Origin of the sequence: Aliiroseovarius crassostreae, from assembly GCF_025137635.1 — a bacterium.
Lineage (GTDB): Bacteria > Pseudomonadota > Alphaproteobacteria > Rhodobacterales > Rhodobacteraceae > Aliiroseovarius > Aliiroseovarius crassostreae.
In genome coordinates this window covers 1730268-1744193 of sequence record NZ_CP080772.1, presented here as the reverse complement: position 1 = coordinate 1744193, position 13926 = coordinate 1730268, and the positions used below count along the sequence as shown (strand labels likewise).

The following is a 13926-nucleotide window of genomic DNA, read 5'->3' as shown; positions in this document are numbered from 1 at the left end:
GGCTCCTTTTTTCTGTGTTGGCGATGGTAGGACTGTCCGCCTGTCTGGACAGTGTCGCGGTGGAATTCCACCGCGACACCAAAACCAGGATCAGCTCGACAACCCGTTTCGATGCAGAGCGTTTTGCCGGGAAGTGGCAGTTCCGCGGAGAATTCGTCCACCCGGGTGAAATGCCGGAAAACGGCGTGGTCGAATTTCGCGTGCATGCGGGGGAAGTCCGCCAGATCGCGCTTTACAACGCGCGAGGCCGGGTAAGTGACATTTATGATGTGGACCAGCCCCAGGCGGGGCGGTTCACGCTGGGCGAAAAGCCTTACCAGACCGAATATTGGGTGCTGTGGGTCGACGAAGGGTATCGCACCGCTGCAATCGGCACCCCTTCGGGCAGTTTTGGCTGGATCCTTGATCGTGCCCGGTCCGGGGGTGAGGATCGGGTCAAGGCTGCCCGAGAAGTATTTGATTTCAATGGCTACAATCTGGCGCGGCTCAAAATGAACTGATCCGGCCAGCAGGGAGAGAACATGACCAAAACAGCAGCGATCATTGGCGGGGGCGTGATAGGTGGCGGATGGGCCGCCCGGTTCCTTTTGATGGGATGGGATGTGCGGGTGTTTGACCCCGATCCCGAGGCCGAGCGCAAGATTGGCGAGGTGTTGGACAATGCCCGCCGCGCGCTGCCGGGCCTGTCTGATGTGATGATGCCCGACGAAGGGACGCTCAGCTTTCACGAGCATTTGGCAGATGCGGTGGATGGCGCGATTTGGGTTCAGGAAAGTGTGCCAGAGCAGCTTGAGTTGAAACAGAAGGTTTATGGCGCGTTGATGGATGCGATCGGTGAGGACACCATCGTAGGGTCGTCGACATCGGGTTTCAAGCCGTCGGAGCTGCAAGAGGGGCTTGCGCGCTCCGGGCAGGTTCTGGTCGCCCATCCGTTCAACCCGGTTTACCTTTTGCCGGTGGTGGAACTGGTGCCGACGGATGCGAACCCTCCTGAAGTCCGGGAAAGGGCAATGGGTATCCTGACCGAAATCGGTATGAAACCGGTTGAAATCAAAAAAGAAATCGACGCGCATGTTGCGGATCGTCTGCTTGAAGCGGTCTGGCGAGAGGCACTTTGGCTGGTGTCCGATGGCATCGCAACCACCGAAGAGATCGACGATATCATGCGGTTCGGCTTCGGTCTGCGCTGGGCGCAGATGGGGTTGTTTGAAACCTACCGTGTTGCCGGTGGCGAAGCGGGTATGAAGCATTTCATGGCGCAGTTCGGCCCGGCGCTGAAATGGCCCTGGACCAAGCTGATGGATGTGCCGGAATTCACCGACGAACTGGTGAACCTGATTGCGGACCAGTCAGATGCGCAATCCGGCCATATGTCGATCCGCGAGCTGGAACGCAGCCGTGACGACAACCTGGTGGCCATGATGCGGGCCCTCAAAGGGCGCGATTGGGGGGCAGGGCGCCTTCTGAATGACGTCGACAAATGTCTGGGACATGCTGAGGTCGACATATCCCGACCGATCACCACACTGGCCACCGCGATCCCCGTGGACTGGCTGGACTATAACGGCCACATGACCGAAAGCCGCTATCTGGATGCCTTTGCGCGTGGCACCGACCGGTTCATGGAAATTATCGGCTGTGATGCGGATTATATCGCCACCGGTGGCAGCTATTTCACCGCCGAAACCCATATCCGACATCTTGATGAGGCCCATCTGGGGCAACGCATCCGTGTGGAAACCCGGTGCCTCTATGGCAAAGGCAAAAAGATGCACCTGTTCCACAGCATGTATGAAGGTGAGCGCCTGCTTGCGACCGGGGAACATGTGCTCCTGCATGTCAGTCTCGATACCCGCCGTCCTGCGCCACCGGCAGACCATATCGAAGCGCGGCTGGTGGAAATCGCGATGGCCCATGCCAAGCTGCCCGCACCGGACGGGGTGGGGCGGTCCATCAAGGTAGGCTAGCTTTTTAAAGGCACCCATGGCAGATGGGGATCATGCAAGCCTGGATCCCCATCACCATTGCCGCAGCTTTCAGTCAGAATTTGCGCTTCATGCTGCAAAAGCGGCTGAAAGACACAAGGCTTTCCACCAAGGGGGCCACCTTTGCCCGCTTCGTCTATTCGGCGCCTTTGGTGGCGGGGCTGCTCTGGGCGTATCTTGCCGTTGTGGATATCCCGCTCCCGCCGCCGAATGCCCGGTTTTTCACCTTTGCCGCCGCAGGGGGGCTCGCCCAGATCCTCGCCACAATGTGTGTGGTTGCGTTATTTGCCGAACGCAATTTCGCGGTCGGGATTACGTTCAAGAAAACCGAAGTGGTGCTGACCGCCCTGGTTGGTCTGGTCGTGTTGGGCGAAGGGGTCGGTTTATGGGGCGTGTTTGCCATTGCGATCGGATTTGCAGGGCTGATTGCCCTATCCGACCCACCGGAAGGTGGCGTGGGCTGGAAGCGGTTTTTCAATAGGGCCGCGGGTCTGGGTCTGCTCTCTGGTCTGCTTTTTGCCGTCTCGGCAACCGGTTACCGGGGGGCGTCGCTTTCGCTCGGGATCGAGAATGTGATTGTGCGGGCCGGTTTCACACTCGCCTGCGTGACCGCATATCAATCCGTCATCATGGCCATCTGGATGCGCTTTTCCGAACCGGGAGAAATCTTGCGCGTGCTACACGCCTGGCGCGTTGGGGTGCTGGTGGGGCTCAGCTCAATGATCGGCAGTTTCTGCTGGTTCACCGCCTTTACCCTGCAAAATGCCGCGCTTGTGAAAGCGCTGGGGCAGGTGGAACTCCTGTTCAGCTATGCCGCTGCGATTTTTGTCTTCCGTGAAACCGTCACCAGACGAGAGATCACCGGCACGGCGCTGATCCTCTTGTCCGTGCTGGTGTTGGTGCTGTTTCTCTGATTTTTCTTGCCGAAAATACCTCGGGGGAGGCGCAGCCGGGGGCAGCGCCCCCTTCCGAGCACAGCGAGGTCAACAAACGCATTGCGCCCATTGCACCTCATCCCTGTGCGGAGAGTGGCCCCACCCCGCCCAGACGCTCAAACAGGCTTTCTTCATCAGTGTTGTTGAAAAATGGCACCTGTTCCGGCGCTCCGAGATTGGGAAGGTTCCCGGCAATCTCAGCCAGAACGACCTCCGTGATGAAAGGAAGGTCAAAGCGGCGCACCTTGTCCATCGGGATCCATTGCAGATGGCTCAGCTCATCTGAAGCGCGGGAAAAATCATCCGGATCCGTTTTCAGTTTCGACGCGTCTGCCACGAAAAACCTTGCATCAAATCGGCGCGGTCGTCCCTTGGGGGTGATCGCCCGAAACGCAAAGGCCAACCCATCGGCAGAGGGAACATACCCGGCCTCGGAAAAGCTCTTCCAGTCTGCGGGCACATCGCCGGGCCATGTCCCCGGTGCGCCAAGGATTTGACCGGTCTCTTCCCAAAGCTCACGAATGGCCGCCACCAGCAGGGCCTGGGCCAGGTTGGGGTCCGCGTCCTCTCCCAGCCGGGTCAGACAGGGTTCCGCCCCCCCTTGAGCAAGAGGCACCGCGCCGTCAGCGGTATCCACGGCGCCGCCGGGAAAAACAAACTTGTTTGGCATGAAGGCCGCTTTTGCCCCGCGCTGCCCCATCAGAACCTGGGGGGCCGTTTCCGCGTCGCGGATCAGGATCACCGTTGCGGCGTTGCGAATGATCTTGGATTTGTCCATTTCAGGCCCCTTATCGTCACTGCCCTGTCGTCATTTCCCTAACCCATGGTCAATTCAGCCAAAGGGTCAAGCGTAACCCTGCGTAGCTTCTCTGGTTGGTTTCCCATGCGCGGCCCCCATTTCGGGCAGGCACATTCAGGTGAGCGTAGAAAAGTGCGACGGAAACCCCGGGACCACACGTTCAATGCATATGACGCCGGACAAAAAGGCTCCGGCAGGGACAGGCCAACAGCATGGGTCGGACAAGGCGACCCGGAACAGATTGACCACTGGAGTATGACATGAAACGTGCAACAAAAATCGCGGCAATTGCCCTTCTGGCCGGATCGGCCGTGACCCTGACCTCGCTTGCGGCCAGCGCCCATGGGGGGAAAGCTGGTTTTGCTGGCAAGATGGGGGGAATGCGTTCGGTTCTGCAGGTGGAGTTTGCCGATCTCGACCTGGACAAAAATGGCCAGATCACCGTGGATGACCTGAAAGCTCAGGCTGAGGCGCGTTTTGCCGCGGCGGATAAAAACGGTGACGGGCAGTTGGATCTGGATGAAATCAAAGCGCAGGCTGAGGCCCGGATGGCTGACCGGATGGCGGATGGCAATGCCAAGCGTCAGGGTGGCCGGAACGGGCAGGACGGGCGAGGGTGGATGCCCAGCCCGGAGCAGCGCATGGCCTGGTTTGCCGAAAAGATGATCGACCGGCAGGACGCCGATAAAAGCGGCACTCTCTCTGCTGCAGAAATGATGCCCGATCAGGCCCGGCTGGAGCGGATGATCGACCGGTTTGACACCGATGATGACAATGCCCTCTCCGCCGCCGAATTTGACCAGGCGCAGAAAGAAATCTGGACCCGGACAAAAGGTCGGAAAAACCACGGGGGCAAATGGGAAGAGCATGGCAAAGGACGGGGCGGCTGTTAACAAGGTCCGGAAAGGTCGCGCCCCGTATGGGGCGTGATCCCCGCGAAACCGTTGTTTTGGAATTGGGACCGGGTTAGTCACACAATATGAATATGGCGCTTGACGCATATACTGACGGTTCGGATGAGGTCCTGTTGATCCTTTATGGCAACGGCGACCCGACGGCTGCGCAGGTCCTGACCGCACGCCTTGCCCCCCGGGTGATGGGCTATGCCGCGCGCCTGTTGGGGGGGGACCGGGCCGAGGCAGAGGATGTCACGCAAGAGGCCATGCTCCGGCTGTGGAAACAGGCCCCAAACTGGCGCCAAGGCGAAGCGAAAGTCACGACCTGGCTTTACAGGGTGGTGTCCAATCTTTGCACGGACCGGCTGCGCAAGCGGCGTTCGGTTGATATTGACGCCATCGAAGAACCAGCTGACGACATGCCCAGTGCGGTCGAAAGCATGATGGAGCAGGACCGGGCAAATGCTTTGCAGGCTGCCCTGATGGCCCTGCCGGAACGGCAACGTATCGCGGTGTCCCTGCGGCATCTCGAAGGGGCGTCCAACCCCGAGATTGCCGAAATATTGGAAATCAGCGTCGAAGCGGTGGAAAGTCTGACCGCTCGGGGCAAACGGGCGTTGGCGGCTGCATTGGCCGGGCGACGCGAGGAGTTGGGATATGGCGAAGATGGATAAAGACCCCGTTGATGATCTCGAATTGGAGACGTTCTTTCAGGCTGGCCGTGCGGCGACAATCGCGCCGTCTGACAGGTTGGTGGCTGCGATCTTGCAGGATGCACAGACCCATCAGCCCTCCTCCCCTGTTCTCACCCCGGCATCGCGGCCGAAGTCGTTCTGGCAGGAACTGCTTTCACAGATCGGGGGCTGGCCTGCCCTTGCCGGAATGGCAACCGCCACGGTGGCCGGGCTTTGGATCGGGTTTGCGGCCCCTGATGAGCTTGAAATGCTTTCCGGTGGGCTGGTGCTGGCAGGGGATTACACGACCACCGAAATTCTGTATGCCCCCGAAGACCTGAGCCCGAGCTATTTCTCCGAAGACCTGATGCTGGCAGAGGAAGGATGAGTATGACTGATCATCAAACGCCCCCACAGTCTGAACAGATCCCTGTGCGCAAGAGGCGCAAATGGGTGCGGGCGCTTTTTGTTGCCTCCCTGACCCTCAATCTTTTGGTGATTGGTCTGGTGGTCGGGGCCAAGATCTCCGACAAGGGGGGGCACGGATTTGATCCGCGGGGACCCGAGCGGGGGTTGATCCGCGATCTCGGGCTGGGGCCGATTGCGTCGTCTTTGTCGCGCGAAGATCGCCGGGCCATTGGTCGGGCGCTGAGAGAGCAGCAGGGCAGTTTCCGTGAAAAACGCACGGCCCTCAAACGCGACTTTGATCGCATGTTGGAGCTCTTGCGAGCCGATCCTTACGACCGTGAACAGCTTGAGAGCATCATGACAGCGCAACGAAATCGCGTGTTGGAATTTGGGGATGTGGCGCGTGGGCTGGTCCTGGATCGGATTGAGCAGATGAGCCATGAGGAACGGCAGGAGCTTGCAGAGGCGCTGTCGCAAAATGTGCGTTTTGATCGCCGGAAACATCCAATCAGAAATGACTATGATTGTGAAAAACGCTGATCCGTTCAGACCGGATCAAGCGAGCAGCAGCGTGTTCCAGCCTGTTGGGTGATTGATAGGGGGATCTGTAGGCTGCTTGTCTAAGTGCTTTTGATAAAAAGAAAATTTGCGCAACACCAAGGAGGTTTTGTTTTCTTTTTGTTCTTCCGTCTAGGCTGCGCTTTGGATAAAGGTCACCTGATTTCGACCTTCGGATTTTGCGGCATACAAAGCGCGATCAGCGCTTTGAAGCAGCCGTTGAACCTCACCGGGTGCAACCTTCCCGGCATGTGCCACCGCAACGCCGATTGACATGGTGACGGGCACATTGGCCCCGGAGCTGGCGGACAGGACGGGCTGATTGCCGACGATCGCCCGCAAACGCTCAGCCATCGCCATCGCCCCCTCAAACTCGGTATCTGGCATTGCGATCAGGAACTCTTCGCCACCGTAACGCGCCAGAAGATCCATATCCCTGATCCCGTCCCGGAGGCGCGCTGAAACCTCTACCAGAACGTCGTCACCAACAATGTGACCGTGGCGATCATTGATGGATTTGAACCTGTCCAGATCCATCAGCATCACCGCAAAACCTTTGCCGCTTTGTTGCGACTGGATTTCCAGCCGTTCAAGATAGCTGCTGGCATAGCGGCGGTTATAAAGCCCGGTCAACGGGTCCGTGACCGCCATGGACAGTCGCTGGTCAACAGTGTTGCGCAGCCGGTCAGAAATGAACTTTGCCGGGATAAGAAGCTCCAGCCTCGCGGCGATCTCTTCTGCATCGAAATGTCCTGGCATCACCGCATTTGCCCCAAGATCCAGAGCCATGGCCGCGGCAGGGCCGTTGCGGATTTCGTCAATGAAAATGATGACGGAGTGGCGGGTGGACAGGCGTGAACGCAGTTCGGACACCAGCCGCAGCCCATCGCCCTGTTCTGTCAGATTAGACGCAATAACAAACACATCCGGGACGGAATTCCCCTGTGCGCTGTCTTCAAGCGCCTTGCCTTTGCTGATGACATCAACCTTCTGGCCCAGCTCCTGCGTCAGGGCTTTGCGCCACATCAGGCCGGTTTCCACGGCCGGGGCCAGCAGGGCAATCCGGGCAAGGCGCTGGAAAGAGGAGGACGGTTCGGAAAAGCCCATTTCTTCGGCCAGTTTCTGACGCCGCTGCATCTCTTGTCGCGCGGCATGGGCACGCATGAGGTTGCGCACGATGGCCAGAAGGGTGGTTTCGTCGAGCGGTTTGCTCAGGAAATCTTCTGCCCCGGCACGAAGGGCCTCAAGCCGTGCGTTCCGGTCTGTTGTTGGAGAGATGATCACCACCGGAATGGCGCTCAGGTCCTTGATGGCTTTCAGGCGACGACAGGCCTCAATCCCGCCGCCCCCTTCGAGGGTCTGACCAAGAAGGATCAGATCCGGGCGCCGCTGGGAAGCCATCGCAATGACATCTGACACGTTCGCGGCCTGGGCGACATCGTAGCAGGCTGAGGTGAGTTTCACCTTCAGCACAATACGGTTTGTAGCCACGTCGTCCGCGATGAGGATGCGTCCTGACATTTTAGGTCCTTGCATGTCTGAGTTTTGCGTATGTTCAGCTTGCGGGAATTTGGTTAAGAAAACCTTTCCAAAGGAAGGAAAGATGAATGAAACCTGAAGATGCAGAGGTCATTGGGTTAACGGCTTTGACCTGGCTGGTGGGCAATGAGGAGCTGCTGCCGGTGTTCCTGGGCGCAAGCGGGGCGGGAATTGATGACTTGAAACAGGGGGCTGGCACCCCCGAATTTCTGGCTGCGGTCCTTGATTTCCTTATGATGGATGATGACTGGGTGGTCGAGTTCTGTCGTGCAAATACGCTGCCGTTTGATGCGCCAATGCGGGCCCGACATGCACTGCCCGGTGGGGGACAAATGAATTGGACTTGACCTGCACTGATTTCCAAGTTGTTGATTGCGGGCATGCGGTTAGGGAGGAAGCCAAATGACTGTGAAAGCCTTGCTGTTCGACAAGGACGGGACCCTGTTTCAATTCGCGGCGACCTGGGAAAGCTGGGCGCGCGCCGTTTTGAAACGCCTGACGGGTGAGGATATTGACCGTGCGCGCGAGGTTGGGAATGCTATCGGTTTCGACTATGATGCAGGGCAGTTTGAACGCGACAGTATCGTGATCGCGGGCACCCCGGAGGAAGTGGTTAACGCATTGTCTGGTTTTTTTGATCATTCCCCTGACGAGTTGGAAACCATCCTTAACGAGGAAGCTGCCACGGCCCCTCAGGCGCAGGCCGTCAACCTGCGGGATGTGCTTGGGCATTTGCGGTCCCTCGGACTTGGTCTGGGGGTGGCCACAAATGATGCAGAAATGCCTGCGCGGGCGCATCTGGAGGGGGCAGGGATCACTGATCTTTTCGATTTCGTGGTTGGCTATGACAGCGGATTTGGTGGAAAGCCTGCACCGGGGCAATGCCTTGCATTCGCCAAGCAACTGGGGGTGGCCCCGGAAGATGTGGTCATGGTGGGTGACAGCCTGCATGACCTTCATGCCGGGCGGGCCGCTGGGATGAAAACCGTTGGGGTGCTGACGGGTCTTGCCAGTGAAGAGGAACTGGCCCCATTTGCTGACGCGGTGATGCCGGATATCGGTCATCTGCCCAGTTGGTTGGCACGACTTTGATACATATTTGATGCACAGATCTGATCAAATATTTGTGTAATCGTTGAAAACAATGGGGAAAGAGGGAAACTTTCCCTCCTTCCCAAAGTCGCATTTCCTTTTTTTTAACTCCCCTCGTCTACGTTTTTTGTATGTTTGATGAGGATCAGAAGGCAATGCATGGTCTGATTAACCGATCATTTGAAGTTTTTTTGCGTGGGACCTACGGCAATGAGTTCTGGCGTGAAATTGTGGGGGAACTCGGGCTTGGATTTGAAAGCTTCGAGCCAATGTTTCATTACGAAACAAGCATGTCGCTGGAGATGGTGGAAACGGCGGCGCGAAAGCTGGGCAAGTCACATGAAACCCTGCTTGAAGATTACGGGACCTTCCTGATTGTCGATCCACGCTCCTCCCGCGTGCGCCGTTTGCTGCGCTTTGGTGGGGTGAATTATACCGAATTTCTCAATTCTCTTGAGGATCTGCCCGGGCGCGCACGCCTTGCTGTTGCCGAGCTTGATATGCCGGAAGTCGAGGTGGATGAGCTTTCGGAAGGATCTTATCAGGTGATGATCCGCCATCCTGTACCCGGGTTCGGACATGTCATTCTGGGGGCATTGCGCGCACTTGCTGATGATTATGGGGCCCTGGCCTTGCTGGATCACAATGGGCGCACAGGCGATACGGAGGAATTGATGGTCTATTTGCTTGATGTTGCCCATGCAGAGGGGCGCAAATTCGACTTGGCGGCAGGTGCGGAATGACAGTGCATCTGCCATTGACGGTTAGTTTCGAAGCCATCGACCACATGATGCCGATGGGGGTTGTGCTCAATTCAAAAGGCGGGGTGGTTCACGCTGGCCCGACACTGAAGAAGGTGTTTCCCGACAAGAAAATTCATGGCATGAGCATCTTTCGGCTGGTTGAGCTGCGCCGCCCGAAACGCATAAGCAACATGGAGCAGATCCGTCAATTCGATGGTGTAAAGCTTTACATGCGCATCCGCGACCAGTTCGGATTGCCGCTGATAGGGAATCTTACGTGCCTGCCAGGATCAGAGTTGATCTTGCTGAACCTGTCTTTTGGAATTGGCGTGGTGGATGCTGTCCGGGTCTATGATCTTGCGGGGTCCGATTTTGCTCCAACGGATCTGACCGTTGAACTCCTCTACCTGGTTGAGGCAAATTCCGCGGCGATGGAACTTTCGAACAAAATGGCGCTCCGGTTATATGGCGAAAAGAACGAAGCCGAAGCTGAGGCCCTGTCCGACGAACTAACCGGCCTTCACAACCGCCGCTCCTTTGAATCGGTTGTGAAGCGGTTGCTGGAACGTCAGGAAAGTTTCGCATTGATGCATCTGGATCTCGACTTTTTCAAAGCGGTCAACGACACCAAAGGTCATGCGGCCGGTGACTGTGTTTTGCAAAAGGTGGCCTCTGTTTTGACCGAGGAGACGCGGGAAGGGGATACTGTCGCCCGTGTGGGTGGTGATGAATTTGTCATTGTGCTTCCCAAATTGACAGATGATCGCAGGCTGTCCTCCATTGCGCAGAGGATGATCCAAAAGCTTGAAGAACCGATATCTTTTCGCGGAGACAGTTGCATGATTTCTGCCAGTGTCGGGATCGTTAAAAGCACTGATTATGAACAACCAGACGCGGCCCAGATGGTCGATGATGCGGATGTGGCGCTATATGCGTCCAAAAAGGCGGGGCGCGCGCAATATACGATCTACTCCAAGGTGCTCAGGGCGGATTGAACCAGATGTGGTTTCGCTGCCCGGCGCTTGACACATCTGCTGGGTTTGCGTACCGCTCTCTCTGGTGACAAAGGGTAGGGTTACGTTGGTGTTTTCATGATGAAAAACGTGCTTGCAGCAGGCGTGTTGGTTCTATTGTTGGGAAGTGCGGTCTGGGCCGAGTTTGCTGCATTCGACAGCGGGCAGACGGTTCAATCTATTCTCGGGCGAAAGCTTGAGAACGAACATGTGAAAAATGCCCATATCTACGCGGACGGCACCTTTGATGGGATTTACAACGGTATTTCCTACGCGGGTGACTGGAGCCTGGAGGATGGTAAATTCTGCCGCGAAATCAAACGGGGGCTGGACAGCGCAAGGGCGTGCCTCACTCTGGTTCCGGTTTTCGGGGAAGCTGGTGAGATCATTGCCGTCGACTTTCTTTCCTCAGGCTCTGCGACACGGTTTCATCTGCGCTGACGCCCTTTGAAAATGACGGATGATATCCCAAGTTACCTTTCTTCGCGATGGAAACAGCATCCCGGGCAAAGAGGTGCAGACAGGATTGTGCTTCGCAAAAAAAAAGGCCCGCAACGACATCAATCTATGCCGATTTGGCTGCATTATAGATTTCATGGAAGAAATGGCAGCCCGTAGGGGAATCGAACCCCTCTTTCCAGGTTGAAAACCTGGCGTCCTAACCGATAGACGAACGGGCCGCGCTTGGCGTGAGAAGGCTTTTAGGGGAAGCGCGGCGGGGACGCAACCCCTGTTTTTTGCAATATTGGAAGATTTCAAACACCGTTGCCGCGCCCGCTTGGTCAGGCCTGATCCGGGCGTGCATCCACCGCTCCGCTGATCAGGTTTTCACGATGCAACCGCTGTGCCAGCGTCCCTCTGGAGATGCTGATTTTTTCGAGATACTTCGCGGCAGTGGAGGCCTTTTCTCGTACGATTTCAACTGCCTCTTGGGCCGTAACTTGTTCAAAGTGCAGCCTGTCACCGGCGCGCAGCTGGGCCACATGATCCAGATCGGCTGATATGATCGTGGCAATTTTGGGATATCCGCCCGTTGTCTGGTGATCTGCCAGTAGAATTGTTGGCGTGCCATCCCCAGCGACCTGAATGGATCCGCGCGCAACCGGTTCGGACGGGATGGACAACGCATCCTTGGGTGACAGGGGAGGGCCGGAAAGGCGCACCCCCATTCGATCAAAGCTCGTCGTCAGAGCAAAGCTTTCCGTGGTAAAGGCATCAAGAGAGACCTGAGGGAAAAACCGGTCCTGCGGTCCCATTACGACACGGGCAACCCCCTGATTTTCCTTATAATCGGGGCGGGGAACGGGGCCGAGCCGGTCTTCGCGCAGCTCCGCCGACTGAACCGTGATGATGTGTCCCGTGTGAATGGCCCCGCCACCCAAATTTGAAATGGAGTGCGTGGCGCTGGCGCCAAGCCAGTTTGAAACCTGAAGGTCGCCGGAAAAGGCCAGATAGGCCCAGCTGCCAGAAGGGCCAGCCCGCAAGCTCAGAGTTTCGCGTGCAAAAAGGGAGAGAACCTGCCAATCCAGGCTTTTCCCGCGCGGATGATCGCAGAGAAATTCACCACCGGTCACCGCGAGAGTGACCGCCCCTTCCAGGCACTCAAGCACCAGCCCCCCCATCGACACTTCGATGCCCGTGGAATTCAGGTTGTTACCCAATGCGGCATTGGCCGCGTTGAAGGACAGTCGATCCATCGGACCCGAACGGGGCACCCCAAACCGCATATGTCCGGGGCGTCCCCCGTCTTGAAAGCTGACAAGGGGGCCTGCAAAGCGGACGGACAGTTTTGCGTCACCCATGTGAGGCCTCTCCTCGAAGGTGGGCTTCATATGTCGCGCGGTCGATGCGATTGAAGCGCACGTGATCCCCAACGTTGAACAGAAACGGGTGATCTTCCGAGTGGCGCAAAATCTGGGTGGGGGAGCGGCCGAGGATTGACCAGCCGGTGGGCATGGTCAGGGTGGTGACCAGGCATTGCGGCCCGGCAATGATCACGCTACCGGCAGGAACATCGCGCAGGGCGGTTGATTTGCGCGGCAGGTTGAGCATCGGATCCAGTCCGGTCAGATAGGCATATCCGGGCGCAAACCCATACATGCCAACACGAAATTTCGACCCAAGATGGGCATTGATCACCGTGTCGATACTGACATCTAAGGTCGACGCCACCGCGTTCAGGTCTGGTGAGAGGTCGCTATCATAACAGATATCGACCTGATGCGTGGTCACGGGAATGCGAATGTTGGCCACGGTTTGCAACAAGTCAACGAGGCTCGCTTGCAGCGCGTCATGATCGGTTACAAGCGGGTCAAATTCCACCAGAAGATTGACAAGAGCCGGGACCACTTCCTGCACCCCGAGGGGCGGGGTGGCCGCAATGGCGTGATCCAGTGCCAGCACCTGCTGGGACAGGCGCTCTGAAACCTCTTCCCCCAGTTCCACCAACAAGGCGTGGTCTGCGACCGGTACAAAATGTGGAAACCGGGGCGTCATCTGGTTGCAAAACCCGCAAGTGTAATGCCGGCACTTTCCAGGCGGCTACGGATTTCGCGCGCCATGGATACGGCTTCGGGGCCGTCCCCGTGCACGCAGATGGAATGGGCATCCAGCTTGATCGGGTCGCCATCAATCACTGGCATTAGACCGGTCTGAAGCATGGAAATCAGGCGGTCTGCTGCAACTTTGGCATCGTGGATCATCGCTTTGGGGTGTCCGCGAGGCACCAGATGACCCGTTGAAAGATAGCCGCGATCAGCAAAGATCTCGGAATATGTGTCCAATCCCACTGCCTTTGCGGCGTCTTCAAACGCGGTGCCTGAAATGGCCAGAACGGCCAGACCGGGGTCGATTTTGCGAATGGCTTTGGCGATGGCCGTGGCGACGCGATCGTCCGCTGCGGCCAGATTGGCCAGCGCCCCATGCGGTTTGACATAGGACACTTTGACTGGGACCAAAGCAGCCACCCCGATCAGCGCGCCAATCTGGGCTGCAACCATATGGGCGATTTCTTCGGGCGTCATGGGGATCACACGGCGGCCAAACCCTTCGCGATCATTATAACCGGGATGCGCCCCCACTATCACACCATGCTTTGCTGCCAGAGCGAGGGTTTTGAACATGGTGTCCGGATCGCTGGCATGTCCACCGCAGGCAATATTGGCGCTGGTGACAATCGACAGCATGGTGGCGTCATCTCCCATGGGCCAGGGGCCAAACCCTTCCCCCAGATCAGAATTCAGGTCGATTTTCACGCGTCCCTCCCTGGGTCATTTCGGGTGCTA

General features: G+C 57.5%; 17 protein-coding genes and 1 tRNA gene. 12 read left to right on the top strand and 6 right to left on the bottom strand.

The genetic code is table 11. The features are described 5' to 3' along the window. Positions 1-23: 23 nt before the first annotated feature. Genes K3J57_RS08310 through K3J57_RS08300 form a run of 3 tightly spaced genes read left to right on the top strand, consistent with a single transcriptional unit; the run spans position 24 to position 2899 of the window. Positions 24-500, top strand: coding sequence for a lipocalin family protein (locus K3J57_RS08310; RefSeq protein ID WP_259795380.1), 477 nt, complete (start codon positions 24-26; stop codon positions 498-500). A 21-nt stretch (positions 501-521) separates the two neighbouring features. Continuing rightward, complete coding sequence (locus K3J57_RS08305) at positions 522-1967, top strand: carnitine 3-dehydrogenase (RefSeq protein ID WP_259795379.1); 1446 nt, start codon at positions 522-524, stop codon at positions 1965-1967. Between the two features lie 32 nt (positions 1968-1999). Continuing rightward, entirely contained in the window at positions 2000-2899 is a 900-nt protein-coding gene (locus K3J57_RS08300) for a DMT family transporter (protein WP_259795377.1), read from the top strand. 97 nt (positions 2900-2996) lie between these two features. Here K3J57_RS08300 and K3J57_RS08295 read toward each other — a convergent pair whose 3' ends face one another. Then, a complete protein-coding gene (locus K3J57_RS08295; RefSeq protein WP_173486467.1) occupies positions 2997-3698 on the bottom strand; it encodes an NUDIX hydrolase in 702 nt (233 codons plus the stop codon). A 281-nt stretch (positions 3699-3979) separates the two neighbouring features. Here K3J57_RS08295 and K3J57_RS08290 point away from each other — a divergent pair, with 281 nt between their 5' ends. From K3J57_RS08290 to K3J57_RS08275, 4 genes are all read left to right on the top strand, one after another. Beyond that, on the top strand, positions 3980-4612 hold the full coding sequence (locus K3J57_RS08290) for an EF-hand domain-containing protein (RefSeq protein ID WP_259795376.1): 633 nt from the start codon (positions 3980-3982) through the stop codon (positions 4610-4612). A gap of 86 nt (positions 4613-4698) precedes the next feature. Beyond that, positions 4699-5289 (top strand): RNA polymerase sigma factor, encoded by a 591-nt coding sequence (locus K3J57_RS08285; protein WP_259783506.1) that lies wholly within the window; start codon positions 4699-4701, stop codon positions 5287-5289. Further along, positions 5273-5677 carry a hypothetical protein gene (locus tag K3J57_RS08280; RefSeq protein ID WP_259790650.1) on the top strand — a complete coding sequence of 135 codons (405 nt, stop codon included), beginning with the start codon at positions 5273-5275 and terminating at the stop codon, positions 5675-5677. The genes K3J57_RS08285 and K3J57_RS08280 overlap by 17 nt, the downstream gene beginning before the upstream one ends. Before the next feature lie 2 nt (positions 5678-5679). Continuing rightward, positions 5680-6237 carry a periplasmic heavy metal sensor gene (locus tag K3J57_RS08275; RefSeq protein WP_259790646.1) on the top strand — a complete coding sequence of 186 codons (558 nt, stop codon included), beginning with the start codon at positions 5680-5682 and terminating at the stop codon, positions 6235-6237. A 150-nt stretch (positions 6238-6387) separates the two neighbouring features. Here K3J57_RS08275 and K3J57_RS08270 read toward each other — a convergent pair whose 3' ends face one another. Further along, positions 6388-7776: a diguanylate cyclase gene (locus tag K3J57_RS08270; protein WP_259795374.1), complete on the bottom strand. Its 1389-nt coding sequence runs from the start codon at positions 7774-7776 to the stop codon at positions 6388-6390. A gap of 86 nt (positions 7777-7862) precedes the next feature. Here K3J57_RS08270 and K3J57_RS08265 point away from each other — a divergent pair, with 86 nt between their 5' ends. The 5 genes from K3J57_RS08265 (at position 7863) to K3J57_RS08245 (ending at position 11083) form a co-directional block, all read left to right on the top strand. Beyond that, entirely contained in the window at positions 7863-8141 is a 279-nt protein-coding gene (locus tag K3J57_RS08265) for a DUF3572 domain-containing protein (protein WP_259790640.1), read from the top strand. 55 nt (positions 8142-8196) lie between these two features. After that, a complete protein-coding gene (locus tag K3J57_RS08260) occupies positions 8197-8886 on the top strand; it encodes an HAD family hydrolase (protein WP_259774330.1) in 690 nt (229 codons plus the stop codon). A gap of 191 nt (positions 8887-9077) precedes the next feature. Beyond that, the gene (locus K3J57_RS08255; RefSeq protein ID WP_259790637.1) at positions 9078-9629 is read left to right on the top strand and encodes a heme NO-binding domain-containing protein; all 552 of its coding nucleotides are present in this window, start codon (positions 9078-9080) and stop codon (positions 9627-9629) included. Further along, a complete protein-coding gene (locus K3J57_RS08250) occupies positions 9626-10624 on the top strand; it encodes a GGDEF domain-containing protein (RefSeq protein WP_259790636.1) in 999 nt (332 codons plus the stop codon). The genes K3J57_RS08255 and K3J57_RS08250 overlap by 4 nt, the downstream gene beginning before the upstream one ends. Positions 10625-10720: 96 nt before the next feature. After that, positions 10721-11083 carry a hypothetical protein gene (locus K3J57_RS08245; RefSeq protein ID WP_259783492.1) on the top strand — a complete coding sequence of 121 codons (363 nt, stop codon included), beginning with the start codon at positions 10721-10723 and terminating at the stop codon, positions 11081-11083. A 164-nt stretch (positions 11084-11247) separates the two neighbouring features. On the opposite strand, the gene K3J57_RS08240 is transcribed toward K3J57_RS08245, so the two are convergent. The 4 genes from K3J57_RS08240 to K3J57_RS08225 all read right to left on the bottom strand — a co-directional run bounded on the left by K3J57_RS08240 (position 11248) and on the right by K3J57_RS08225 (position 13896). After that, a tRNA-Glu gene (locus K3J57_RS08240) sits at positions 11248-11322 on the bottom strand. 102 nt (positions 11323-11424) lie between these two features. Next, positions 11425-12444 carry a 5-oxoprolinase subunit C family protein gene (locus K3J57_RS08235; RefSeq protein ID WP_259795373.1) on the bottom strand — a complete coding sequence of 340 codons (1020 nt, stop codon included), beginning with the start codon at positions 12442-12444 and terminating at the stop codon, positions 11425-11427. Beyond that, the gene (locus tag K3J57_RS08230; RefSeq protein ID WP_259790631.1) at positions 12437-13138 is read right to left on the bottom strand and encodes a 5-oxoprolinase subunit B family protein; all 702 of its coding nucleotides are present in this window, start codon (positions 13136-13138) and stop codon (positions 12437-12439) included. Before K3J57_RS08230 ends, K3J57_RS08235 begins: the two co-directional genes overlap by 8 nt. Beyond that, on the bottom strand, positions 13135-13896 hold the full coding sequence (locus K3J57_RS08225; RefSeq protein WP_259790629.1) for a LamB/YcsF family protein: 762 nt from the start codon (positions 13894-13896) through the stop codon (positions 13135-13137). The genes K3J57_RS08230 and K3J57_RS08225 overlap by 4 nt, the downstream gene beginning before the upstream one ends. Positions 13897-13926 lie beyond the last annotated feature (30 nt).